Genomic DNA, 24,671 nt, shown 5'->3' on the forward strand with positions numbered 1-24,671 from the left:
GGTCGGAATTTGCGAGAGCAAATTCCGGGTGAGGGGGACTCTCCGCGAGTCCGACTGCTATCCTATGCGCGGAGAAAGCCCCTCACCCCAGCCCTCTCCCCGTAAGAACGGGGAGAGGGAGAAGAACTTCATGCCAGCGCGCTCTTGAGGTCGAAGCTCTCGTCCGCGGCCTGCTCCGGCGTGATGGAGCGGTCCATAGCCTGCAATCTCCGGCCGAACATGTGATCGCCGGCGCGGTTGATGGATTCGATTCCGAGCAGCTTGTCGCCGTGATAGCAGAACGCCGAGAATGCCTTCTTGGCGGGATCGCCGCGCAGCACGACGCGGTCGTAGCCGGTCGTCAGCCCCGCGATCTGGAGCTTGTCGTCGCCCTGATCGCTCCAGAACCAGGGATGGCTGTCGTACGGTTTCTTATCCCCGGTCAGCTTTGCTGCGAGGCAGCGGGCCTGATCGGTGGCGTTCTGCACCGATTCCAGCCGCAGCGATCCGCCGAAGCGCGGGCTTGCGAACAGCGCGCAATCGCCAATGGCCGAAATGTTGGGATCAGCCGTCGACAGATATTCATCGACGATGATGCCGGCGGCGACCGGCAGCCCTGCCTCGGCCGCGAGTTCGATGTTCGGCAGCACGCCGACGCCGACCACGACGAGGTCGGCCGGCAGATGCCGCCCGTCGCTCAAGGACACGCCGGTGACCTTGCCGGCCTCGGCTTCGATCGAGGTCGCCTGCACACCGAGATGGATACGGATGCCGGCCTCGCGGTGGCGCGCCTGAAAATATTCGGAGACCTCCGCCGTCACCGCCCGCGCCATCACACGCGGGGCGAGCTCGAGCACGTCGACCTCGAGGCCCTTGATGCGGGCGGTCGCGGCGAATTCGAGGCCGATGAAGCCGGCGCCGATGATCACGGCGCGCGTCTTCGACGGCATGATCGCGCGCAGCGCCTCGCTGTCATCGAGAATGCGCAGATATTTCACGTCGGGCAGATTGGCATTGGGCAAATCGAGCAGGCGATTGCGCGCGCCGGTCGCCAGCACGAGGTGCCAATAGTCCAGCGTCTCGCCGGATGCGAGATGCACCTTACGCGCGGCGCGGTCGATCGAGGCGGCGCGGCCGGCGATCAGTTCGATGCTCTGGTCCTGGTAAAACTTCTCAGGCCTGAACATCAGGCTCTCCGGGCCCGCGGAGCCCTTGATGTAGGCCTTGGACAGCGGCGGCCGCTGATAGGGCAGATGCGGCTCGTCATTGATCAGGCAGATGCGCTCGGCAAAGCCGGCCTGGCGCAGCGATGCCGCGATCTGGTAGCCGCCATGGCCGGCACCGACGATGATCACCGGGCCAGTCATCGGACAGCCCATTTCCGGAAGACACGAGCGTGACCCATGCCGCCTCCTCTCTAAAGATTTTGCTTGCTGGCCTTGCGAGGAGCCGGCGCTCGTGTCCGTCCCTTGGCGAAAGCGGCTCCATTTGAGCCTATCGTTCCGCCCGGCGCAAGAGCGGTGGTTCGGGGATTGTCACCCCTGCCCTTCTGCGATTTAGTTCGAGCCTCGACCTCCTGCCGGAGAATTTAAGATGACCGCTCCTGTCTCAAAGCCCGACGATCCCGCCCTGCTCAAGGTCGACGGCCCGATCGCGACCATCACGCTGAACCGCCCTGCCGCATTCAACGCGATCGATCTTGCGATTGCCCAGAAGCTCGAGCAGCTCGCAACCTATATCGAAGGCGCCGACGACATCCGCGTCGTGGTGCTCGAAGGCGAAGGCCGCGCGTTCTGCGCCGGCGGCGACCTGCAGACGATCGGGGCCGCCGCCGAAGCCGGCACGGTGACGCCCGTCGTCGGCGAGCTATTGAAGCACTATCACGCCTTCATCGAGATCATCAGGCGCATGCCGAAGATCTCGCTGTCGAGCGTGCACGGCTCGGCCGCCGGCGCCGGCATGGGCCTCGCCTTCGTCACCGATCTCTGCATCGCCGCTGACGATGCCAAGTTCACGCCGGCCTATGCCAAGATCGGGGTGTCGCCGGACGGCGGCTCGACGGTCGGCATCGTCGGCACGGTCGGCTCCCGCCGGGCGCTGCAGATCTTTCTCGCCGAGGATAATTTTACCGCGCAGCAGGCCTATGAATGGGGCTTGGTTGCCAAGACCGTCCCCGCGGCCGAGTTGAAGACCGCGACGCGAAAACTTGCCGAGCGTCTCGCGCAGAACCCGCCGGCTTCAATCGCCGGCACCAAGCAGCTGGTCTATCAAGCGGCGACCACGCCGGTGAAGCAGCAGCTCGATGCCGAGGAGCACAAGATCATCATGGCGATGAACACGGAAGCGTTCCGCACCGCCGTGAAGAAGTTCACGAGCAAGGGGAAGTAGCGAGGCGGTGGCTCAGCCCTTCGCGGGGCCCGTTCTCTGCATGAAGTCGAAATCGCAGCCCTCGTCGGCCTGCAGGATGGTCTCGTTGAACAGCCAGGCGTAGCCGCGCCGCGCCTCTTCCGGCGCGGCCACCGGCTTCAACGCAGCGCGGCGCCGCTCCAGCTCGGCGGCGTCAACCAAGAGCTCGATGCTGCGCTTGGCCACATCAAGGCGGATCATGTCGCCGTTCTCAACCAGCGCCAGCGGCCCGCCGACGGCGGATTCCGGGGTGATGTGCAGCACGATGGTGCCGAACGCGGTGCCGCTCATGCGCGCATCCGAGATGCGCACCATGTCCTTGATGCCGCCGCGCGCGAGCTTCTTCGGGATCGGCAGATAACCGGCTTCCGGCATGCCCGGCGCGCCCTTCGGGCCGGCGTTGCGCAGCACCAGCACGTCGTCGGCGTTGACGTCGAGATCGGGATCGTCGACCCGCAAGGTCATGTCCTCGACGGATTCGAACACGACGGCGCGCCCGGTGTGCTGCAGCAGCTTCGGGCTGGCGGCGGATTGCTTGATGACCGCGCCGCGCGGGGCGAGATTGCCGTGCAGGATGGCGAGGCCGCCCGCCTTCTTGATCGGATTATCACGCGGACGAATCGCATCCTGGCCCGGCACGTCCTCTGCATTCGCCGCGATCTCGCGCAGGGTCTGGCCGCTGATGGTCCTGGCATCGAGATCGACGAGATCGCCGAGCTGCGCCAGCAGCTTCGGCACGCCACCAGCGTGGTGGAAGTGCTCCATATAATGCTCGCCGGACGGCTTGAGATCGACCAGCACCGGCACCTCGCGACCGATCTGGTCGAACGCTGCGAGATCGAGCCGGTGCGGCGAGCGATGCGCCATCGCGGTGAGATGGATCAAGCCGTTGGTCGAGCCGCCGATCGCCTGCAGCACGACTTGCGCGTTCCTAAACGAGGCCGGCGTCAACACGTCGCTCGGCTTCGGGCCCTTGGCCTTAGCCATCTCCGCGGCAACCTTGCCGCTGGCCTCGGCGAGACGGAAACGCTCGGCATGCGGCGCGGGAATCGTCGCGCTCATCGGCAGCGACAGGCCCATCGCCTCGATCATGCAGGCCATGGTCGAGGCCGTGCCCATCACCATGCAGGTGCCGACCGATGGCGCCAGCCGGCCGTTCACCGCCTCGATCTCGGCATCGTCCATGTCGCCGGCGCGATATTTCGCCCAGAGGCGGCGGCAATCGGTGCAGGCCCCCAGCACCTCGCCCTTGTGATGACCGACCACCATCGGCCCGACGGGGATGACCACGGTCGGCAGGTCGGCGCTGATCGCGGCCATCACCTGCGCCGGCAGCGTCTTGTCGCAGCCGCCGATCACGATCACCGCATCCATCGGCTGGGCGCGGATCATCTCCTCGGTGTCCATCGCCATCAGATTGCGCAGGTACATCGAGGTCGGATGCGCAAAGCTCTCGGCGATCGAGATGGTCGGGAACACGAAGGGCATCGCGCCCGACAGCATCACGCCGCGCTTGGCGGCTTCGATGATGTCAGGGACGTTACCGTGGCAGGGATTGTAGTCGCTATAGGTGTTGGTGATGCCGACGATCGGGCGCTCCAGCGCGTCGTCAGAATAGCCCATGGCCTTGATGAACGCCTTGCGCAGGAACAGCGAGAAACCGGCATCGCCATAGCTCGTCAGACCCTTGCGCAAGCCACTCGTCATCAGGGCGCTCCCTTCAGCTTTTGTCGTGGTGGTAAGGCCAGCGCCCTGATTGTCAATGTCGACTTGCAGGCCTGACGCTTGGTTTCTGGCACTCCTGAGCACCGCGCGGCATTGCCGCACGGGACGGCTCCGAACGCGCAGGGAATCTCCCGTTTCCAGCCTCTCCAGCGTGGATCGGACCCGACCCGCCGCCCAGCCGAAGTGAATTCCATTGAACGCAACTAAGAATGATTAGCAAGTAGTTGCACGGCCGGCCATTCTGTGGAATTGTTCTTGCGAATGACTTGCAATCGCAGGGGCTGCGCGTGAACCAAGCTCCCTGCGTCGATCAGTGCCCTTGGTTCGCGTGGGTTGGTGGATGTCGTGCTGAGAAAGTCGAGCTTCCGGGGCGCAATAACGGCCGCAATTGTCGTCGCCGGTCATCTGGCGAGTTGCGTCTCCGCCTCTGCCGACGACGGTCCACGCGGCCTCGCCTATGCCTGGCCCGGCTCCACACCGGCCCCCGGCGTCAGCAAGCTGACGGGAGGTTTGCCGTCGGCTCATTCGGAGATCGACACTGAGCACATCTTCGGTTTCAGCATGGGCTCCGACATCGGCAAGCCCGGCGAAATGGAGATCGAGTTCGAGAATGTCGGCGCATTCGGCAAGCGCTCCGGCACTTACGCAGCCTGGGCCAATCTCAATCAGGTCAAATACACGGTCTCGGACAACTTCCGGATAGCACCCGGATTCGCACTGACCGGACATCACATCAATGGCGTTCCGGGATTTGCCGATCATCGCGACCTCGCTTTCGGCGGGGTGGCGCTCGAACTGCGCTACAAGCTGCTCGATCGCGCCGTCGCGCCCTTTGGGCTGACCCTCCATGCGCAGCCCGGCTGGAGCCGGATTGACGACGGCAGCGGCATGCACATCGCGCAATATGGCGCAGAGTTTGCCGCCCTGTTCGATCGCGAGCTGGTCAAGGACAGGCTGTTCGCCGCCTTCAACGTCTGGTACGGGACCGGCGGAACCCGCGAGATCTCGACCAATCTTTGGCGACACGATTCCGAGATGCAGCTCCAGGCCGCGATCTCGTACGCAGTGCATCCCGACCTCGTGCTCGGCCTCGGCGTACGCTACGCGCGGGCCTATGACGGCGGCGGCCTCGACCGCTTTTTGGGAGACGCAGTCTTTGCTGGCCCAACCTTCTCCTACAACATCTCGAAGGAGGTCGGCATCTCCGGCACCTGGCAGATGCAGGTTGCCGGCCAGGCGATCGGCGACGTTCGCAGCCTCAACCTCGATCAGTTCGAGCGGCACCAGGCGCTGTTGCGGCTCAACCTGCATTTCTGATGTGCGGGCCCGCAGTTACGCCCGCGGCCTCCGCGGCGCAACGTTTCCGGGACTGTCGGCCAAGCGCGCCCTCAGGCGCGGCCCTGCGAAGTCGAGAAACGCTCGCAGCTTCGCCGGCATGAAGCGGTTGGGCGAGTAGACGAAGCTGACCGGCTGCGGCGGCGGTTGAAAGTCCTGCAGGACCGCAACGAGCTCTCCAGACCTCAGCGCATCCGACGCCAGATAGGAGAACACGACGGTGATCCCGATGCCTGCGCGCGCGGCATCGATGGCCGATTCCAGATTGCTCGCAATGAAGCGCGACCGCACCGGCACTGCATACTCGGTCTGCCCTCGTTTGAATCTCCACGTCCCCGGCGATTGAAGCGGAGGATAGCTGATGCAGTCGTGGGCGGAGACATCATCGGGAGCCTTCGGCGTTCCCCGCAGCTTCAGATAGGACGGGCTGGCGCAGGCGACGCGGTGAATTTCCCCAACGCGCACGGCGATCAGGCCGCTGTCGGCGAGATCGCCGACACGAAGCGCGACGTCAATGTTCTCGTCCAGAAGGTTAAGCGTCCGGTCCTGCAAGATGAGCTGAACATCCACCTCCGGAAATGCCGCAAGAAACTCGGCAAGGATCGGCTGCAAGCATAGCCGACCGAGCGCGACCAGCGTCGTGATGCTGAGATCGCCACGCGGCGTGGTGTATTCGCCAGAGGCAACGCGCTCGGCTTCGGTGAGGTCGGCGAGAATTCGCTTGGCCGCGGCGATGTAGGAGCGACCGGCGTCCGTTGGGACGAGCGCGCGGCTCGAGCGATGAAACAGCTTGGTCTGGAGGTGCTCCTCGAGCTCCGAAACCTTCCGGCTCACCGTTGCCAACGGCATTTTCTGACGGCGCGCGGCGGCGGACAGGCTGCCCGCCTCCGCCACCGCCAGGACCACCGACATGCTTTCGAGACGATCCATGGGACACTTCCATATTCTGGAAGGAAAGATCCCGATTTTGCCAGATACCCACCATTTCCGGAAGTGCCTATTCCTCTCCGCACCCAAACCGAAGGAGAGACGAAAATGACCCAGACCAGAACAGGCACTGCCCTCATCACCGGAGCTTCGACCGGAATCGGCGCGATCTACGCCGATCGCCTGGCGAAGCGCGGCCACGACCTCATCCTCGTTGCGCGCAACAGGCAGCGGCTCGCATCGCTCGCGCGCAGGCTCGGCAACGAAACTGGCCGCAAGGTGGAAACGGTGGAAGCCGATCTCACATCCCCTGCCGACCTCCGCCGCGTCGAGCAACTCATCAGAACCAACGGCGACATTTCGGTGCTGGTCAACAACGCCGGCGTCGGCGCCTCGGCCCCGCTGATCGATTCCGACATCGACAAGATGGAAGACATGATCCGTCTCAACGTCGGTGCACTGACGCGCCTGACCTACGCAGCGGTGCCCGGATTCATCGCCCGCGGCCACGGCACGATCATCAACATCGCTTCCATCGTCGCGATCGCGCCGGAGCTGCTCAACGGCGTCTACGGCGGCTCGAAAGCTTTCGTGCTCGCATTCACCCAGTCACTCGTTCACGAGCTCGCCGGGAAGGGCATCCGCATTCAGGCCGTGCTGCCGGGCGCCACTGCGACGGAGTTTTGGGACATCGCGGGCACGCCGGTTCACCAGCTTCCGGCGGAGATCGTCATGTCGGCCGACGACCTGGTCGACGCCGCCCTCGCCGGTCTCGACCTCGGCGAAGTCGTGACGATCCCGGCGCTGGCCGACAAGTCGGAGTGGGATCGCCACGAGAGCGCGCGGCTTGCCATGACGAACAAGCTCTCGAGCACTATTCCCGCCCCTCGCTACAACCTGCACACGCACGTGAATGCGTGAGCGAACAACCGGCATCAAACGGAGATCACCATGTCACGCATCATCAGCCAATCGTCCACCTTATCCATCGCCCTGCGTCGCACGATCAGTTGGCGCGAACAGTCTGAACGCCTGCTCGCTTACGCCGAACCGATCAGCCGGATCGGTCTCTACGCCTCGCTCGCAATCATCTACGCCTGGTTCGGCGGGATGAAATTCACCGACTACGAAGCACAGGGACTCGTACCCCTGGTCGAGAACAGTCCGCTGCTGCGATGGTTCTACACGCTGTTCTCGGTGCGCGGCTTCTCGACCTTTCTCGGCTTCGTCGAACTCAGCATCGGGCTCCTGATCGCGCTCCGCCTGTCCAGCCCGATCTACTCCGCGGCCGGCGGCCTGTTGTCGGCCGGGCTGTTCGTCACCACGCTGAGCTTCATGATCTCGACGCCCGGCGTCGTCGTGCCGGAGCTCGGGGTCCCCGCGATCACGGTCGCTCCGGGTCAGTTCCTGCTGAAGGACGTCGGCCTGCTCGCCGCTTCCTTCTGGGTGTTCACGGACTCGCTGAAGGCTGTCATCCGCAGGTGAGAGCTCAGCCACAGCGCAATAGCCGAACTCGAACAGGAGCCCCGCCATGAAAATACGATTCAACCTCGGCGGGGCTCACGCTGCTCACAATGTTCGTCGTGACAGCAGCAAGAAGGATCTGACCACCGCCGTCCAGCAGAATCATCGTCAAGGAGAGAAACATGAGTAAGCGTCTCGACTATAACCAGATCGCCCCGGCAGGGATCAAGGCGCTCGGCGGCGTCTACGGCTACGTCCTGCAGAGCCGGCTTTCCGCCACGCTGATCGAGCTGGTTTATCTGCGGATCTCTCAGATCAACAATTGCGCCTACTGCCTGGACATGCACACCCGCGACCTGCTCAACAAGGGAGAAAAGGTCGAGAAGATCGCGCTGCTGCAGGCATGGCGCGAGGCCGGAAATCTCTTCGACGAACGCGAACGGGCTGCCCTGGCCTGGGCGGAAACGGTGACGCGGGTCGCCGAGACCGGCGTGCCCGACGAGGCATACCAGGCCGCACGCGCTGTGTTCGAAGAACGTGAGCTCGTGGACCTCACGATCGCGATCAGCCTGATGAACGCCTACAACCGCATGGCCATCAGCTTTCGCGCAATGCCGGCGGCTGCCGCCGGTTGATGCGCTCACCGACAACATCCTGCACAATCCGAAAGGACATTCACATGACGAAACGTGGAACCGTGGTTGCGGCGGCGCTGATCGCCGCAATCAGCCTGGCTTCACTCTCGGCACGATCCGAAGAGCCACGACTGGGCGACATCAAGCGCACACATCTCATGAAGGAAGCGCTGAGTGCGCCCGGGCGCGAGGTCATCCAGGTTCGCGTCGACTTTCCTCCGGGCGTCGTTGCCGTCAGGCACAGTCACCCGGGCGAAGAGCTCGTCTATCTGATCGAAGGCGAGCTGGAATATCGGCTCGACGGTAGAGAGCCCGTGATCCTGAAGGCCGGCGACGTGCTGCTCATTCCTCACGGAGTGCATCACGCCGTGAAGAATGTCGGCAGCGGCAACGCCGCGGAGCTTGCGACCTACATTGTCGAGACCGGCAAGCCGCTGTTGACGCTCGGCCGGTGAACGATCTCTACCGCTTATTCCAGTCGATCACACGATCCGGATCAGCGTCGAACTCCATGCTGCAGAACGTGCCGCCCTGGAAATAGTCGCCGACCGGGTCCGGCTTCAGCTTGGCCTGCTCGGCCATGGCGTGCTCACGGAAATCTTCGGCGCGGCCGGTGGGGCGATAGCCGAATTCGTAGGCGCGGTGGTTGTCCCACCAGGCGCGCTCGTTGAAAGAGGCGCCGTAGAATATCTCGAAATGGATGTCGGGATGCTCGAGCCCGATGCGGCAGAGCTGCACGAGATCGTCCGGCTTGAGCCAGATCGAGAGCCGGCGCTTGTCCAGCGGCATGTCGCCGAAATTGCCGATGCGCAGGCACGTCACCTTCATCCCATGCTTGTCGGCGTAGAGCGCGCCGACGGCCTCGCCGAACACCTTGCTGACGCCATAGCGGCCGTCGGGGCGCGGGGTGACGTCGGTGCCGATCTTGTGATGGCGCGGATAGAAGCCGACGGCGTGGTTCGACGAGGCGAACACCACGCGCTTGACGCCTTTGCGGTAGGCCGCCTCGAACAGATTGTAGCCGCCGATGATGTTGGCCTGGAGGATCTGATCCCAGGTGCCTTCGACCGAATAGCCGCCGAAATGCAGGATGCCGTCGACGCCCTCACAGATCGCCTCGCATTGCGCGAGATCGGCAAGGTCCGCGGCCTTGAATTTTTCATCGGGGCCGAGATCAGCCGGTGGCTTGATATCGGACAGTAGGAGATCCGGGTAGATCGGCGGCAACAGCTTCCGCAGGCTGGTGCCGATTCCGCCCGAAGCTCCCGTCATCAAAATACGCGCCATGTCGTCCCTCGCCGTTGGTGATCGAATTTGCGGTCACGTGTCTCTAATGATAGCAGGATTGTCCAGAGGGAACGAAACGAGAGAACCGGCATGAATGAGGCATCGTCCCACACCGAGGAACGGCCAGGCTGGCGGCCGGCGACCTATTACCCCGATCCTGCGATCAAAGCGCTCGATCCCCGCTTCGAAAAATACTGGCTGAAGCTTTCGGCGGTGGAGCGGTTGGCGACCGGCCTGCGCTGGGCCGAGGGGCCGGTGTGGTTCGGCGATGGGCGTTATCTCCTGTGCAGCGACATCCCGAACCAGCGCATCCTCAAATGGGAGGAAGAGACCGGTGCGGTCAGCGTGTTCCGCAAGCCCTCGAATTTTGCCAACGGCAACACGCGAGACCGGCAGGGCCGGCTGATCACCTGCGAGCACGGCGGCCGGCGCGTGGTGCGCACCGAGTATGACGGCAGCATCACCGTGCTGATCGATCAATTCAACGGCAAGCGGTTGAACTCGCCCAACGATGTCGTTGTCAAATCGGACGGCTCGATCTGGTTCACCGATCCGACCTTCGGCCTGCTCGGCAATTACGAGGGCTACAAGGCCGAGCCCGAGATCGATCCGAACGTCTATCGACTCGATCCATCGACCGGCAAGGCGACCATCGTCGCCGAAGGCGTGCTTGGACCGAACGGGCTGTGCTTCTCGCCGGACGAGAAGATTCTCTATGTCGTGGAATCGCGGGGCGTGCCGAACCGCAAGATCCTCGCCTATGACGTCTCGCCCGAGGGCAACACGATCGCAAACAAGCGCGTCCATATCGATGCCGGGCCGGGCACGCCCGACGGCATGCGCTGCGACATCGACGGCAATCTCTGGTGCGGCTGGGGCATGGGCGATCCCGAGCTCGATGGCGTCGTGGTGTTCGCGCCCGACGGCGTCATGATCGGCCGCATCGCCCTGCCCGAGCGCTGCGCCAACGTCTGCTTCGGCGGCGTCAAGCGCAACCGCCTGTTCATGGCCGCGAGCCAGTCGATCTACGCGCTGTATGTGAACACGCAAGGTGCTGTGGGGGGATAGGTTTTACATACAGCGCGCCCAACCACCGACCGCCTCTACCCCTTCTTCTCCTGTACCGCCGCGGTCTGCTTGACGAGCGCCTCTTCGAACGCCTTTTCCAGCGATGCCGCATAGACCTTGAACTCGCCCGGGTCGACGAACGGATTGGGTCCGCCGCCGGCGAGCTTGGCGCGCTTCTCGGCCATCTTGTACATCTCGGGATGAGGAGCCAGCAGGATGTCGACCTTCATGTCCTTGGCACGCGCAAAGGTCTTGCGATAGTCGTCAACGATGCCGGCATAGGTCGGCCTGCCGACAAGCCGGTTCAGCGCGACGGTGCCGCTGCAGAAGATCAACACCGAGCGTGTTGCATCGCCATCCTTCACCGAGAATGCCCAGCTGGTGCAGCCCGGCGAATGGCCGGGCGTCTCGCGCGCCGTTAGCGTGACGCTGCCGACCGCGACGGTCTCGCCCTCACGCACCGTGCGGTCGACTTTCACCGGCGGAAAGTCGAGCGCCTTCTCCTCCTGCGCACCCGGATAATAGCCGCCTTCGAGCAACGGCTTGTCGGCCTCGCCCGCGACCATCTGCGCGCCGCTCGCCCGCTTCAACTCGGCGAAGCCGCCGGTGTGGTCGATATGGGCGTGGGTGTTGATGAGATACTTGATGTCGCTGATCTTGAAGCCGAGCTTCTCGATGCTCGTCCTGATCTGCGACGTCGATTCCGGCATCACGGTATCGACCAGAATATGTCCCTGTGGCGATGTGATCAGGTAGGACGCGAGGCCGTTGGTGCCGACATAGTAGACGTTGTCGATGATCTTGAACGGCTCGGTCGGTTCGTTCCATTTCGCCCTGAGCGTGTTGAGCAGATCCTTCACCGTCTGGGCCTGCGCAGCGCCTGACAGCGCCAGCAGCGCAACGAATGCGATGATCAGTTCTCTCACGTTCCGTCCCTTTGCTTTTCTTGATTTGACGGGCTGTTGTCGCCGTAAAGCGGCTGGTCTCACAGCAAAGATGCCGGCTTCCCTGGAAGCCGGCATCCCCTCGCGGCGCAAGCGCCGTATCAACTACGCCGCGTTGAAGCCGGCGACGGCCTTCACTTCGAGGAAGTCCTCGAGGCCGAACTTGCCCCATTCGCGGCCGTTACCGGACTGCTTGTAGCCGCCGAACGGCGCGGTGCGGTCGTTGGGTACGCCCTGCAGGTTGACGTTGCCGGCGCGGATCTGGCGGCCGACGCGCTTGGCGTCCTCGACCGTCGGGCCGGTGACGTAACCGGCGAGGCCATAGGGCGTATCATTGGCGATCTTGACCGCGTCGGCCTCGTCCTTGGCGCCGATGATGGTCAGCACCGGCCCGAAGATCTCTTCGCGCGCGATCGTCATGTCAGGCGTGACGTCGGCGAAGATGGTCGGGCGGACATAGAAGCCCTTGTTGACGCCTTCGGGCAGGCCAGGACCGCCGGCAACGAGCGTTGCGCCCTCGTCGATGCCCTTCTTGATCAGGCCCTGGATCTTGTCCCACTGGCCGCGATTGACGACCGGGCCGATGGTGGTGCCTTCGGCGCGGGGATCACCGGCCTTGGTCTTGTCGGCGACGGCCTTCGCGATCGCGGCGACCTCCTTCATCTTCGACAGCGGCACGATCATGCGCGAGGGCGCGTTGCAGGACTGGCCGGAATTGTTGAACATGTGCATCACGCCGCCGGTCACCGCCTTGGTGAGGTCGGCGCCTTCGAGGATGACGTTCGGCGACTTGCCGCCGAGCTCCTGGCTGACGCGCTTCACGGTGGGAGCTGCGCGCTTCGCAACGTCGATGCCGGCGCGGGTCGAGCCGGTGAAGGAGATCATGTCGATATCAGGGTGCTCGCTCATGGCGGCGCCGACCTCGGGGCCGAGGCCGTTGACGAGGTTGAACACGCCCTTGGGCACGCCGGCTTCATGGAGGATCTCCGCGAAGATCAGCGCCGAGGTCGGCGTGAACTCAGATGGCTTCAGGATCATGGTGCAGCCGGCGGCGAGCGCGGGCGCGACCTTGCAGGCGATCTGGTTCAGCGGCCAGTTCCAGGGCGTGATCATGCCGACCACGCCGATCGGCTCGCGCAGCACCATGGCGGTGCCGACCGGCTCCTCGAAATGATAGTTCTTGAGCACGTCGAGCGTGGTCATGAGATGGCCGAGGCCGGCGCCGGCCTGCAGCTTCTCCGCCATCGGCAGCGGTGCGCCCATCTCGTCGGAGACGGCGGCGCCGATCTCCTTGAGGCGGCCCTTGTAGACCTCGATGACCTTGCTGAGCAGCGCGACGCGCTCCTCGCGGCTGGTCTGGGAGAAGGCCTCGAAAGCGCGCTTGGCGGCGGCAACCGCCTTGTCGACGTCGGCCTTGGAGCCGAGCGCAACCTCGTACATCGCTTCTTCCGTCGCCGGATTGATCACGGCGGTGGACTTCTTGACGGCGGGGTCGACCCAGGCGCCGTCGATGTAGAATTGCATGCGATTGACCATCGTTAACCTCTTCTTGGGGGCTTGGAGGGGGCGTTTCGGCAGGCATCCTTGCACGAAAGCGCCGGCAATTGAACCCGCCATATGCGGGGCCAGCGTTGCGGCGAGCGGAGATTATATGAGCCGATGGCGGGAACGAGGCAAGGTGGCCCCGCAGTCATTCCGGGGCACGCCTTTTGGCGCGGGCCCGGAATCCATACTCCCGATCGTGGTTATGGATTCCGGGCTCGACGCTTCGCGTCGCCCCGGAATGACGAGGCAGTTACCTCCGCTACACCGCCATCTTCCGATGCAGCACCGGCGCGCCGGTGGTGAGGCTTTCGGCCGCATCGATGATGGCGTTGGCGTCGATGCCATAGTGCCGATAAAGGTCCGCGATGCTGCCGGTCTGGCCGAACTGCTCGACACCGAGCGCCTCGACGCGATGGCCACGGACGCTGCCGAGCCAGCCGAGCGCAGACGGATGGCCGTCAATCACGGTCACGATGCCGCAGTCGCGCGGCAGCGGCGCGAGCAGCTTTTCGATGTGGCTGAGATGCTGCACGCCGCGGCGGTCGCGCCGTAATTTCCGCGCCGCGGTCCACCCCGAATGCAGACGGTCGGCCGAAGTGATCGCGAGCAGGCCGACGTCGCGGCGGCTCTCGCCGATGAAGCCGGTCGCCTCGATCGCCTCGGGCGCGACAGCGCCGGTATAGGCGATCACGACCTCGGCATTCGGCCCCGGCTTGCGCAGCCAATAGGCGCCGTCGGTGATGCCCTGTCGCAGCTCCGGTGTCATGATCCGCTGCGCCTGCTCGATGGCGCGTGTGGAGAGGCGCAAATAGACCGAACCGCCCTCGCCCGGCTCGCGCTGCATGTGCTCGAAGCCGAAAGCCATGATCACGGCGAGCTCGTCGACGAAGGCCGGCTCGAACGAGGCCAGGCCGTCCTGCGCCATGCCGATCAAGGGCGTTGCAATCGACTGATGCGCGCCGCCTTCGGGCGCGAGCGTGATGCCGGACGGCGTCGCCGCCACCATGAAGCGCGCGTCCTGGTAGCAGGCGTAGTTCAGCGCATCGAGGCCGCGCTCGATGAAGGGATCGTAGAGCGTGCCGACCGGCAAGAGCCGCTCGCCGTTGATCTGGTGCGACAGGCCGAGCGCCGAGAGCATGATGAACAGGTTCATCTCGGCAATGCCGAGCTCCAGATGCTGGCCCTTTGGCGAAGCGTCCCAATTGTAGGTCGAGGGAATTTTCTCGCTGCGGAACAAGTCCGCCTTCTCGGCCCGCGCGAACAGGCCGCGGCGATTGACCCAGGGGCCGAGATTGGTGGAGACGGTGACGTCCGGCGAGGTCGTGACGATGCGCCTGGCGAGCTCGCTGTCGCTTCGCGCGATCTCGTTCAGCACGAGGCCAAAGCCTTGCTGGGTCGACATCTGCGGCGACGGCTTGAAGGCGAGCTGTTGCGGCACCTCGACGACGGGCGCCGTGAGCCGGCGGCCATCCTGATTGAACGGCACCCGCGCGAGGAAGGCCTCGAGCTCGGCCGCATCCTGCGGCAGCCCTTCGAACTTGTCCCATTCGCGTCCGGGCCGGATGTTCTGACTGTCGCGATATTTCTCCATCTGCGCAACCGTCATCAGGCCGGCGTGGTTGTCCTTGTGGCCCTGGAACGGCAAGCCGACGCCCTTGATCGTGTAGGCGATGAAGCAGACGGGGCGGTCGTGGTCGATGGAATCGAACGCCTCCAGCACGCTCGCCATGTCGTGGCCGCCAAGATTCGACATCAGCGCCAGCAGCTCCTCGTCGCTGCGCTTGTCGATCAGTTTTGTGATCGGGCCCTGGTCGCCGATCTCGTCATGCAGATGTTTTCGGAAGGCCGCGCCGCCCTGGAAGCACAGCGCCGCGTAGAGCGCATTCGGGCAATTGTCGATCCACGTCTTCAGCGCCTCGCCGCCGGGCTCGGCGAAGGCCTCGCGCATCAGGCGGCCGTATTTCACGATGACGACGTCCCAGCCGAAATTGCGGAACATGGTCTCGAACTTTTCCCAGAGCCCCTCGCGCACGACGGCATCGAGCGACTGCCTGTTATAGTCGACCACCCACCAGGTGTTGCGCAGGCCGTGCTTCCAGCCCTCCGCGAGTGCCTCGAAGATGTTGCCCTCGTCCATCTCGGCATCGCCGACGAGGGCGATCATCCGCCCCTCGCGGCGGTCCTTCATCCAGCCATGCGCCTTGACGTAGTCCTGCACAAGCGATGAGAACAGCGTCTGCGCGACGCCGAGGCCGACCGAGCCGGTGGAGAAATCGACGTCGTCGACGTCCTTGGTGCGCGAGGGATAGGACTGCGCGCCCTTGAAGCCGCGAAAATTCTCCAGCTTCTCGCGGCTCTGCCGGCCGAACAGATACTGGATGGCGTGGAACACCGGGCTCGCATGCGGCTTCACCGCGACGCGATCCTCAGGGCGCAGCACGTGGAAGTACAGCGCGGACATGATGGTGGCGAGCGAGGCGGACGAGGCCTGGTGGCCGCCGACCTTGAGTCCGTCGGCATTGGAGCGGATGTGGTTGGCGTGGTGGATGGTCCAGGACGACAGCCACAGCGCCTTGCGGCTGAGGGCGGTCAGGATGTCGAGACGGGCGGGGTCAACGGGCATGGCGATGCTCCGGGAAATATGCACCGATCATACGCCTGCGCGGTGCGTCAAACTTCTCAATTTTTCGCGCCATACCCGCCGATATTGGGATACTTTACCAACGTAGCGGACAAAATGCAGGTTTCATCCCAATGCCCGAGCTCGACGCCATCGACCGCAAGATCCTCAGTCACCTTCAGAACGACAGCCGCCTGACCATGCAGGAGCTCGCCGACAAGGTCGGCCTCTCGGTCTCGCCCTGCCATCGCCGGGTCAAGCTCCTGGAGGAGCGCGGCGTCATCTCGCGCTATGTCGCGACCGTCGACCAGAAGGCGCTGGGACTGCATGTCAGCGTGTTCATCTCGATCAAGCTGGCACGGCAGAAGGAGGAGGATCTCAACCGCTTTGCCCGCGCCATCTCGAAATGGGACGAGGTGCTGGAATGCTATCTGATGACCGGGAACCGCGATTATCTGCTCCGCGTCGTCGCCGCCGACCTCGCCTCCTACGAGACGTTCCTGAAGACCAAGCTGACCCGGCTTGACGGCATTGCCTCGATCGAGTCCAGCTTTGCGCTCAGCCAGGTGAAATATTCGATCGCGCTGCCGGTGTAACCAAGCGTCCGCCGGATTGCATGTTGTCACATGGGCGCAACAAACCCCGCCGATGGTCGTTGTGCTGGTATCCGAGCCGAGAGAAGAGCCCATGACCGCAGCCGATCGCAAATCCGAGATCTCCAAGCGCGAGCGCATCATCCAGGAAATGGCCGACGATCTCGACGAGGAACTCGAGATGGAGATGGATGATACCCGTCTCGACGAGCTCCTCGACGAGACCGGAACCCTGAGGCCGATGGTCGATCGCAGGCTCTATTTCCGGGAACTGCTCCGCCTCCAGGGCGAGTTGATCAAGCTCCAGGACTGGGTGCAGAGCGAGAGGAAGAAGGTCGTGGTGCTGTTCGAGGGCCGCGACGCCGCCGGCAAGGGCGGCGTGATCAAGCGCATCACGCAACGGCTCAATCCGCGTATCTGCCGCGTCGCGGCGCTCCCCGCGCCGAACGAGCGCGAGCGTACGCAATGGTATTTCCAGCGCTACGTCGCGCACCTGCCGGCCGGCGGCGAGATCGTGCTATTCGACCGAAGCTGGTACAACCGCGCCGGCGTCGAGCGCGTGATGGGCTTCTGCTCGGAGGCGGAGTACCAGGAGTTCTTCAAGACCGTGCCGGAATTCGAGCGCATGCTGATCCGATCCGGCATCATCCTCGTCAAGTACTGGTTTTCGATTACCGACGACGAGCAGCAATTCCGATTCACCATGCGCATCAAGGATCCCCTGAAGCAGTGGAAGCTGAGCCCGATGGACGTCGAGTCCCGCAGTCGCTGGGAGGCGTACACCAAGGCCAAAGAGACGATGCTGGAGCACACGCATCTGCCGGATAGCCCGTGGTGGATCGTCGATGCCGTGGACAAGAAGCGCGCCCGGCTCAACTGCATCGCACACCTATTGACTCAGATCCCGTACCAGGAGGTCGTGCGGGCTCCGGTGACGCTGCCGCCGCGCGTGCGACATCCCGACTATCAGCGAGGCCCGGTCCCGCCAGAGATGTACGTGCCGGCGAAATATTGACACTCCTACCGCCACGGCTGCACGATGATCTTGGTGTGGGCTTCGGGGTTGGCGAGATCGGCGAAGGCCTTGGCGACGCCGTCGAGGCCGACTTCGGCGGTGACCATCGCGGCCGCATCCACCTGCCCTTCGGCGATCAGGCGCAGCGACGCAGCAAACTCCTCCGGGGTGTAGCCGAGCACGTATTGGACGTTGAGCTCCTTCATGATGCCGAGCATGGGCTCGCTTCTGTCGCTCTCCATGCAGACGCCGACCACGACGATGCGCGCATCGCGCGGGGCACCCTCGAACACCTGTTGCAACAGGCCGGGCACGCCGACGCATTCGAAGATGATCGCGGGCTTTAGCGCGGGCAGCATGGCCTGGAACGGCGGCCGCGCCGCCTTCTCGGCCTCCGACATCTGCGCGTGCTCGGCCCAGGTCGCGTAAGGCTGCGACGTGCGGGGATCGACGACGATGTCGGCACCGAGTTTTGCGGCGAGCGCACGCCGCGCCGGCGAATAGTCGGCCGCGACGATCGGATGCAGCCGTTTGAGCTTCAGCGCGGCGATCACCGCGAGTCCGACCGGGCCGCAGCCGATCACGAGCGGCACCTCGCCGCCACGGATATTGGCTTTGGCGAGCGCATGAACCCCGACGGCGAGCGGCTCGGTGAGCGCGGCATGCTCCGGCGCGAGGCCATTGGGTACTTCGAGCAGCAGCGCTTCGCTCAGCAGCATCGCCTCGGCATAGCCGCCGACATTGTCGTTGGAGTAGCCGATCCCTTCGATGCCCTGCGGCGTCACCAGCGCGGGAAGCGAGCAGACCTGGGTTCCCGGCTTCAGCTTGCGCGATGTGCCGGGGCCGTAATCGACGATCTCGCAGCAGAATTCGTGGCCGAACACGACGTCGCGGCTGAGGTCCATCGGCTTGCGCCCGGTCTTCCGCGCCATCTCCACCATGCGATGGGCGTGCTGGCGCGCGTGCAGGTCGGAGCCGCAGATGCCGCAGGCGAGCGTCTTGACCAGAACCTGGCCGGGGCCCGGCGTCGGCTCGGCCATCCGACCTACGACAATCTCACCGTTCCTGAAAATCGCGGCGCGCATCCGGCTCCTCCCCTTTGGAGCGAGTGATAGCACGAAGCAGGACGTGCAAACTTGCGTCAGGGGTTCGGCGACCGCTCTTCCAGCACCAGCAGCTGGGCGCGGCGCACCCGCTCGCGATGGGCGATATAAAGACCGCTGGCGACGATGAAGGCGGCGCCGACGACCGTCCAGATATCCGGGACCTCGCCGAAGATGAAGAAGCCCAGAATGCTGACCCAGAGCAACTGCGTATAGGAGAACGGCGCCAGCACCGAGGCATCGCCGTAGCGATAGGCCAGCACGATGATCCACTGGCCCACGGTCGAGGCGACGCCGATCACGATGCCCAGCCCGATCGCGGTCCAGCTCGGCGTGACCCAGACGAACGGCACCATGACGCTGAGGATCGCAACGCCGGTCAGCGCGGAATAGGCCATAGTGGTGAGCACCGCTTCGCGACCGCTCATCATCCGCGTCAGGATCAGCGCGGCGGCCCAGCAGAACGCCGAGATGATCGGGAAGAATGCGGCGGCATGGAACGCGCTCGTGCCGGGCCTCAGGATGATCAGAACGCCCGTCAAGCCGATCGCGGTCGCGATCCAGCGCCGCATGCCGACCTTCTCGCTCAGGAAGATGATCGACAGTGCGGTGACGAATAGCGGCGAGACGAAGCCGGTGGCGGAGGCTTCGGCGATGGGCAGAAATGCAAGGCCGGTGATGAAGAACAGCGACGAGCCGAGCAGTGCGGCGCCGCGCATCAATTGCAGACCGAGCCGCTCGGTGCGCATCGCATGCAGTGGCGAGCCCGGCAGCATCACGGGCGTGAATAGCAGCGCGAACGTGACGAAGCGGATCCAGGTGATCTCGATTGAAGGCAGGCTGGTCGACAGATATTTCGCGGTGACGTCGGAGCAGCCGAGGAAGATCGTCGAGAGCAACACCAGCGCAATGCCCTTGAAGGGATGATCGACGCGCGCAGGCGCGCGGCGAGCCTGCTGCTTCTTCTCCGGAACGGGCATGGGAATACTGTCGAGCCTTGCGGCTGCGGCGGGCGGCGGTGTCACGGCTGGAACCCGGGCAAAATGCGAATCGAGAACAGCCGTAAAAAACGACATCTGCTCCGCATTCACAACTTCCGAAAACAGGATGCCGATATGCGCGAGCCGCCGCGCGCGTCAATGCTCCGTTAATCTTGCCCGTTGTGCACTACAGCATGGGCAGGCCGCGCGGCTTCGGCCCGCGCGGAAACGCCGCGTCGAGCGCGGCAATCTCGTCCTTCGTCAGCACGAGGTCGCCTGCTGCCGCATTCTCGCCGGCATGTTCCGCAGACGAGGCCTTCGGAATGGCGAACACCGTAGTCGCACGGGTGAGGAAGCTCAGCGCGACCTGACGCGGCGTCGCACGATGCGCTTCTGCGATGCGCGCCAGCACGGCACCGCCCTTGCTGCTGCTTGCGGGGAAATCGTCGTGGCCGAACGGCGAGTAGGCGACGACGGCAACATTGTGCCGTTCGCACCACGGGATCACCGCATGCTCGATCGCGCGTTCTTTCAGGTGGTAGAGCACCTGGTTGCAGGCGATCCGCCCTTCGCCGGAGACGTCGAGAATCTCGTCGAGATCGTCGGCATCGAAATTGGAGACGCCCCAGGACTTGATCTTGCCTGATTGCACCAGCTCCTCGAACGCAGCGACGGTGTCCTCCAGCGGATAGGAGCCGCGCCAGTGCAACAGATAACAGTCGAGCCGGTCGGTCTTCAGCCGCTTCAGCGAGCGCTCGCAGGCGGTGATGGTGCCGCGGCGCGAGGCGTTGCTGGGCAGCACTTTCGAAACGAGGAACACTTCATCGCGCCGGCCTGCGATCGCATCCGCAATGACGAGCTCGGCATCGCCGTACATCTCGGCGGTGTCGATGTGGGTCATGCCAAGATCGAGCCCGCGCTGCAGCGCCGCGATCGCGCGCTTGCGGTCGCCGTGGTCGAGATACCAGGTGCCCTGCCCGATGACGGAGACGCTGGCGCCGATCTTGCCGAAGGGTTTCTTGTTCATGGTCGCTCCGATCTCCGCTGTTATTTTTCCCTCTCCCCGTTCTTACGGGGCCGCGACGAGCTTCGCTCGCGCTGAGAGGGTCGGGGTGAGGGGCTGCTTCCGCAAACTCGATAGCAAAGAGACTCGCGGAGGCCCCCCTCACCCGCCGCGCTTTGCGCGTCGGCCTCTCCCCGCAAGCGGGGAGAGGCGAAGAGTCCGCGCTACAATCCCCCGATATCCGCCACCAGCACGCTGCCGGTCGCGGACTCCGTGATATAGAGCCGATCCTTGTTTTCGCCACCGATCGCGACATTGGTGCAGTTCGGTCCCGCGCACGATTTGATGCGCGCGATCAGTTCCCCGTTCGGCGCGAACACGAAGACGTGGCCGAGCGAGGGGTGGCCGACGAACAGGCGGCCCTTGGCATCCATGGTCAAGCCGTCGGGGCCGCTGGTGCCGAACAGCGAGCAGAAGCGGCCGACCTTGGACACGCTGCCGTCCTTCATGAACGGCAGCCGCCACACCGCGTTGTCGCGCGTCATCGCGACGAACAGCACGGTTTCGGCTGGGTCGAGCACCAGGCCGTTCGGACTGATGCCGGTGTCGAGCAGGCAATCGAGGCGGCCGTTCGATGCCAGCCGATAGACCCGGCCACTCGGATCATGCAGGCCGGTCTGCCCCTGGTCGGTAAAATAGATATCGCCGTTGGAGGCGAGATGCAGATCGTTACAGCCGCGGAACGATTCCGAATTGCGCCCGGTCACGACCGGCTTGACGCGGCCGGATTCGGCATCGAGCTCCATGATGCCATGCCTGTAGTCGGCGACCAGAATGCGTCCGTCGGATGCGATCTTCAGCCCGTTCGGCCAGCCCTCATATTCGATCACGAGCGACCATTCGCCATGGGGCGCGATGCGAAAGATGCGGCCGAACGGAATGTCGACGATATAGAGATTACCGTCCTTGTCGAATGACGGCCCCTCGATGAAGCTCTCGGTCGGTATGTTCGGCCGGTTGGCGTCGGCCCAATCGGTTCGCACGCCCTTGCGGCGAAACTTGTCGGGCATGGCGGTGAACAGCTTGGTTTCGATCAGGCGCGGCGGCGTTTCCAGGTACATCATGGTTGTTGTGGATGTTGAAAGGAGCGCGGCACCATACGGCACATTGGCCGGCGCGTCGATTGGGGTGGTCCACATTGCAATGGTGCGGGCGCTGCGTAGGGTGGGTTAGCCCCGGGGGCTGCGCGAAGCGCAGTCCCTTGGCGTAACCCACCTCTTTCGCTTCCGCATTGACGAAGAGTGGTGGGTTACGCTGCGCTAACCCACCCTACGAGACCTATCCCGCCGCGCTCGCGACCTTCGCCTGCTGTGCAGGCACTTCCGTCATCGCAATCAGGCGTTTCAGCTCGGGGATGCAGGAGCCGCAATTGGTGCCGGCCTTGAGCTTGGCGCCGATGTCGGCGGCGGTGCGCGCGCCGCTGGCGATGCTGTCGCAGATGGTGCCGCGGCCGACGCCGAAGCAGGCGCAGACGATGGGGCCGGTCGAGGCCGCGCCTTCGCTTGACCTGCCCGACAGCAGCATGCGGCGCTGCTCGTCGCTGACCTGATCGGCCGCGAACAGACTCTTCACCACCTCCCAGTCGCCGGCATCATGCGCGGGGCCGACGAACAGGCAGGTCTCGATGCGATCGCCTGCGAACGAAGCTGCGCGAAAAACCCCGCCGCCGAAATCGCGATATTCGGCAACGTCCTCGCCGGCGACGCTCTCGAGCCAGGCGGGCCAGCGGGCGAGATCCGCGTTGTCGGCGAAAAGATAGCCGAAGCCGCCGCTGACGGTCACGCGCGTCCACAACAGGTTCTGCGGCAGATCGAGCGGCTTGCGCGACAATGCAAAGCCGCGGAAGACAAATTCGTAAGGCGCGATCGCGGCCGGCGTCGCCTTGGCTTCCGGCTGCCCCGAGAACGGATCGGTGAACGGTGCGACCATCGCCCCGACGCGGCCGTGCGAGGCGTTCATCGCGCTCCAGTGGATCGGCACGAACAGCGTGCCGCGCTGCTGCCACTCGCTGACGACGACTTTCAGGATGCACTGGCCGTAATCGGTGGTGATGCGGGCATAGCCGTCATGGACGATGCCGTATTTGCCGGCGTCGTCGGGATGGATCTCGACGAAAGGCTCAGGCAGATGCGCGCCCAGGCGCTGGCTCAGGCCGGTGCGCGTCATGGTGTGCCACTGGTCGCGGATGCGCCCGGTGTTGAGCCTTAAGGGGCGCGACGGACCGGTCTCGCCGCGCAGCGCCGGCACCTCCGGCGCAACGAAGCGGCCCTTGCCGTCATTGGTGAAGAAGCCGCCAGCAGCGAAGAAGCGCTCGCCGGGCGTCCCGCCCTCGCGCACCGGCCATTGCACCGGCTTCAAACCATCGAAGGCATCGTCCGACAGCGAGGTCAGCGCGCCGATGTCGAAATCGCGGCTGCCATTGTTCTCGAACGCCGAGAGCGCGGCATGCTCGCGGAAGATATCGGCGGCCGATTTGTAATTGAAGCTGTCGCCGAAGCCGAGGCGCTTTGCGGTCTCGCTCAGGATCCACCAGTCGGGACGCGCTTCCCCCGGCGCCGGCAGGAACGCGCGCTGGCGCGAGATGCGCCGCTCGGAATTGGTCACCGTGCCCGACTTCTCGCCCCAGGCCAGCGCCGGCAGCAGCACGTGCGGGCCGGCCGCGACGGTGTCGTTGGCGAGCACGTTCTCGGACACCACGAACAGCTCGAGCTTCTTCAGGGCATCGCGCACCATGTCGGCATCTGGCAGCGACACCGCGGGGTTGGTGCCCATCACCCAGAGCGCCTTGACCTCGCCGCGGTTGATCGCCTCGAACAGCTGCACCGCTTTCAGCCCCTCATGGGTGGCGATGCGCGGCGCCTTCCAGAACCGCCTGACACGGTCGATGTCGGGCGGCGTAAAGCCCATATGGGCGGCGAGCATGTTGGCGAGGCCGCCGACCTCGCGGCCGCCCATCGCGTTGGGCTGGCCTGTCAGCGAGAACGGCGAGGCGCCCGGCTTGCCAATGCGCCCCGTGGCGAGATGGCAGTTCAGGATGGCGTTGACCTTGTCGGTGCCCTGCGCCGACTGGTTGACCCCTTGCGAATACAGCGTGACGACCTTCTCGGTGTCGCGGAACATCCTGAAGAAGGCGGCGACGTCCTGCTCGGAGAGGCCCGTGGCGAGCGCGGTCGCAGTGACGCTGCCGGCGATGCTGCGCGCGCGCGCCAGCGCATCATCGAAGCCAGACGTGTTCTGCGCGATGTAATCCCGGTCCAGCACGCCATTGTCGGCGAGATGCACGAACAGGCCGGAGAACAGCGCGGTGTCGGTGCCGGGCCTGAGGCCGAGGAACAGGTCGACATCGCCGGCGGTGTCGGTGCGGCGCGGATCGATCACGATCATGCGGGCGCCGCGCTCCTGCCTGTTCTTCAGCATGCGCTGGAACAGCACCGGGTGGCACCAGGCCGCGTTCGAGCCGACGAAGACGAGCAGATCGGCCTGGTCGAGATCCTCATAGCAGCCGGGCACGGTGTCGGCGCCGAAGGCGCGGCGATGGCCGGCGACCGAGGACGACATGCAGAGCCGCGAATTGGTGTCGACATTGGCGGTGCCGACAAACCCCTTCATCAGCTTGTTGGCGACGTAATAGTCTTCGGTGAGGAGCTGGCCGGAGAGATAGAACGCGACCGCGTCGGCACCATCGCGCGCCACGATGTGCTGCATGCGGTGGGCGACGTGGTCCAGCGCATCGCTCCAGGCAACGCGCTCCAGCACGCCCTTGCAGCGGATCATGGGATAGAGCAGCCGCCCTTCCAGGCCGACGGTCTCGCCCAGCGCCGAGCCCTTCGAGCACAGCCGGCCGAAATTGGCGGGATGATCGGGGTCGCCCGCGATTGCTGCACCACCCTTGCCGTCGGGCGTTGCGAGCACGCCGCAGCCGACGCCGCAATAGGGACAGGTGGTCTTGGTGGTGCGGAGATTTGGATCGATCGCCGTCATA

Annotated in this window: 21 protein-coding genes; 9 read left to right on the forward strand and 12 right to left on the reverse strand. The window is 64.7% G+C overall.

All coding sequences use genetic code 11. The features are described from left to right. Positions 1 to 128: 128 nt before the first annotated feature. A complete protein-coding gene (locus XF30_RS28580; protein WP_036004678.1) occupies positions 129 to 1,346 on the reverse strand; it encodes an NAD(P)/FAD-dependent oxidoreductase in 1,218 nt (405 codons plus the stop codon). A gap of 226 nt (positions 1,347 to 1,572) precedes the next feature. Between XF30_RS28580 and XF30_RS28585 the strand changes: the two genes are divergently transcribed. Then, a complete protein-coding gene (locus XF30_RS28585) occupies positions 1,573 to 2,367 on the forward strand; it encodes an enoyl-CoA hydratase/isomerase family protein (RefSeq protein ID WP_057027029.1) in 795 nt (264 codons plus the stop codon). 12 nt (positions 2,368 to 2,379) lie between these two features. Here the strand turns inward: XF30_RS28585 and XF30_RS28590 are convergent, their stop codons facing one another. After that, entirely contained in the window at positions 2,380 to 4,092 is a 1,713-nt protein-coding gene (locus XF30_RS28590; RefSeq protein WP_192893279.1) for an IlvD/Edd family dehydratase, read from the reverse strand. 363 nt (positions 4,093 to 4,455) lie between these two features. On the opposite strand from XF30_RS28590, the gene XF30_RS28595 reads away from it, so the two are divergent. Further along, the gene (locus XF30_RS28595) at positions 4,456 to 5,427 is read left to right on the forward strand and encodes a DUF6662 family protein (RefSeq protein ID WP_244609038.1); all 972 of its coding nucleotides are present in this window, start codon (positions 4,456 to 4,458) and stop codon (positions 5,425 to 5,427) included. A gap of 15 nt (positions 5,428 to 5,442) precedes the next feature. Here XF30_RS28595 and XF30_RS28600 read toward each other — a convergent pair whose 3' ends face one another. Then, positions 5,443 to 6,573, reverse strand: a complete 1,131-nt coding sequence (locus XF30_RS28600; RefSeq protein ID WP_345944069.1) for a LysR family transcriptional regulator — start codon at positions 6,571 to 6,573, stop codon at positions 5,443 to 5,445. Between XF30_RS28600 and XF30_RS28605 the strand changes: the two genes are divergently transcribed. From XF30_RS28605 to XF30_RS28620, 4 genes are all read left to right on the forward strand, one after another. After that, complete coding sequence (locus XF30_RS28605; RefSeq protein WP_036004628.1) at positions 6,481 to 7,293, forward strand: SDR family NAD(P)-dependent oxidoreductase; 813 nt, start codon at positions 6,481 to 6,483, stop codon at positions 7,291 to 7,293. The genes XF30_RS28600 and XF30_RS28605 overlap by 93 nt on opposite strands. Positions 7,294 to 7,323: 30 nt before the next feature. Further along, positions 7,324 to 7,857, forward strand: coding sequence for a YkgB family protein (locus XF30_RS28610; RefSeq protein WP_082641336.1), 534 nt, complete (start codon positions 7,324 to 7,326; stop codon positions 7,855 to 7,857). A gap of 161 nt (positions 7,858 to 8,018) precedes the next feature. Further along, entirely contained in the window at positions 8,019 to 8,471 is a 453-nt protein-coding gene (locus tag XF30_RS28615; protein ID WP_036025851.1) for a carboxymuconolactone decarboxylase family protein, read from the forward strand. 44 nt (positions 8,472 to 8,515) lie between these two features. Further along, the gene (locus XF30_RS28620; RefSeq protein WP_109144534.1) at positions 8,516 to 8,926 is read left to right on the forward strand and encodes a cupin domain-containing protein; all 411 of its coding nucleotides are present in this window, start codon (positions 8,516 to 8,518) and stop codon (positions 8,924 to 8,926) included. Positions 8,927 to 8,933: 7 nt separating this feature from the next. Here XF30_RS28620 and XF30_RS28625 read toward each other — a convergent pair whose 3' ends face one another. Beyond that, entirely contained in the window at positions 8,934 to 9,758 is an 825-nt protein-coding gene (locus tag XF30_RS28625; protein WP_109144535.1) for an NAD-dependent epimerase/dehydratase family protein, read from the reverse strand. 90 nt (positions 9,759 to 9,848) lie between these two features. On the opposite strand from XF30_RS28625, the gene XF30_RS28630 reads away from it, so the two are divergent. Then, the gene (locus XF30_RS28630) at positions 9,849 to 10,826 is read left to right on the forward strand and encodes an SMP-30/gluconolactonase/LRE family protein (RefSeq protein ID WP_109144536.1); all 978 of its coding nucleotides are present in this window, start codon (positions 9,849 to 9,851) and stop codon (positions 10,824 to 10,826) included. A gap of 35 nt (positions 10,827 to 10,861) precedes the next feature. Here the strand turns inward: XF30_RS28630 and bla are convergent, their stop codons facing one another. The 3 genes from bla to XF30_RS28645 all read right to left on the reverse strand — a co-directional run bounded on the left by bla (position 10,862) and on the right by XF30_RS28645 (position 15,938). Beyond that, positions 10,862 to 11,752 carry a subclass B3 metallo-beta-lactamase gene (bla, locus tag XF30_RS28635; protein ID WP_244609039.1) on the reverse strand — a complete coding sequence of 297 codons (891 nt, stop codon included), beginning with the start codon at positions 11,750 to 11,752 and terminating at the stop codon, positions 10,862 to 10,864. Positions 11,753 to 11,875: 123 nt separating this feature from the next. Next, on the reverse strand, positions 11,876 to 13,306 hold the full coding sequence (locus XF30_RS28640) for an aldehyde dehydrogenase family protein (protein ID WP_109144538.1): 1,431 nt from the start codon (positions 13,304 to 13,306) through the stop codon (positions 11,876 to 11,878). Positions 13,307 to 13,574: 268 nt separating this feature from the next. After that, positions 13,575 to 15,938, reverse strand: coding sequence for a thiamine pyrophosphate-binding protein (locus XF30_RS28645; RefSeq protein WP_109144539.1), 2,364 nt, complete (start codon positions 15,936 to 15,938; stop codon positions 13,575 to 13,577). 131 nt (positions 15,939 to 16,069) lie between these two features. On the opposite strand from XF30_RS28645, the gene XF30_RS28650 reads away from it, so the two are divergent. Together XF30_RS28650 and ppk2 are read left to right on the forward strand one after the other, a co-directional pair. Beyond that, a complete protein-coding gene (locus XF30_RS28650) occupies positions 16,070 to 16,531 on the forward strand; it encodes an Lrp/AsnC family transcriptional regulator (protein WP_027571162.1) in 462 nt (153 codons plus the stop codon). A 91-nt stretch (positions 16,532 to 16,622) separates the two neighbouring features. Further along, entirely contained in the window at positions 16,623 to 17,543 is a 921-nt protein-coding gene (ppk2, locus tag XF30_RS28655) for a polyphosphate kinase 2 (RefSeq protein WP_036025906.1), read from the forward strand. A gap of 5 nt (positions 17,544 to 17,548) precedes the next feature. Here the strand turns inward: ppk2 and XF30_RS28660 are convergent, their stop codons facing one another. From XF30_RS28660 to XF30_RS28680, 5 genes are all read right to left on the reverse strand, one after another. Next, positions 17,549 to 18,628: a zinc-binding dehydrogenase gene (locus tag XF30_RS28660; RefSeq protein ID WP_109144540.1), complete on the reverse strand. Its 1,080-nt coding sequence runs from the start codon at positions 18,626 to 18,628 to the stop codon at positions 17,549 to 17,551. A gap of 56 nt (positions 18,629 to 18,684) precedes the next feature. Further along, on the reverse strand, positions 18,685 to 19,626 hold the full coding sequence (locus XF30_RS28665; RefSeq protein ID WP_057027221.1) for a DMT family transporter: 942 nt from the start codon (positions 19,624 to 19,626) through the stop codon (positions 18,685 to 18,687). Between the two features lie 187 nt (positions 19,627 to 19,813). Then, positions 19,814 to 20,653 (reverse strand): aldo/keto reductase, encoded by an 840-nt coding sequence (locus tag XF30_RS28670; RefSeq protein WP_109144541.1) that lies wholly within the window; start codon positions 20,651 to 20,653, stop codon positions 19,814 to 19,816. Positions 20,654 to 20,853: 200 nt separating this feature from the next. Then, positions 20,854 to 21,750: an SMP-30/gluconolactonase/LRE family protein gene (locus XF30_RS28675; RefSeq protein WP_109144542.1), complete on the reverse strand. Its 897-nt coding sequence runs from the start codon at positions 21,748 to 21,750 to the stop codon at positions 20,854 to 20,856. Positions 21,751 to 21,967: 217 nt separating this feature from the next. Further along, positions 21,968 to 24,670, reverse strand: coding sequence for a nitrate reductase (locus tag XF30_RS28680; RefSeq protein WP_109144543.1), 2,703 nt, complete (start codon positions 24,668 to 24,670; stop codon positions 21,968 to 21,970). Position 24,671: the final 1 nt, after the last annotated feature.

The organism is Bradyrhizobium sp. SUTN9-2 (genome assembly GCF_003122645.1).
Lineage (GTDB): Bacteria > Pseudomonadota > Alphaproteobacteria > Rhizobiales > Xanthobacteraceae > Bradyrhizobium > Bradyrhizobium yuanmingense.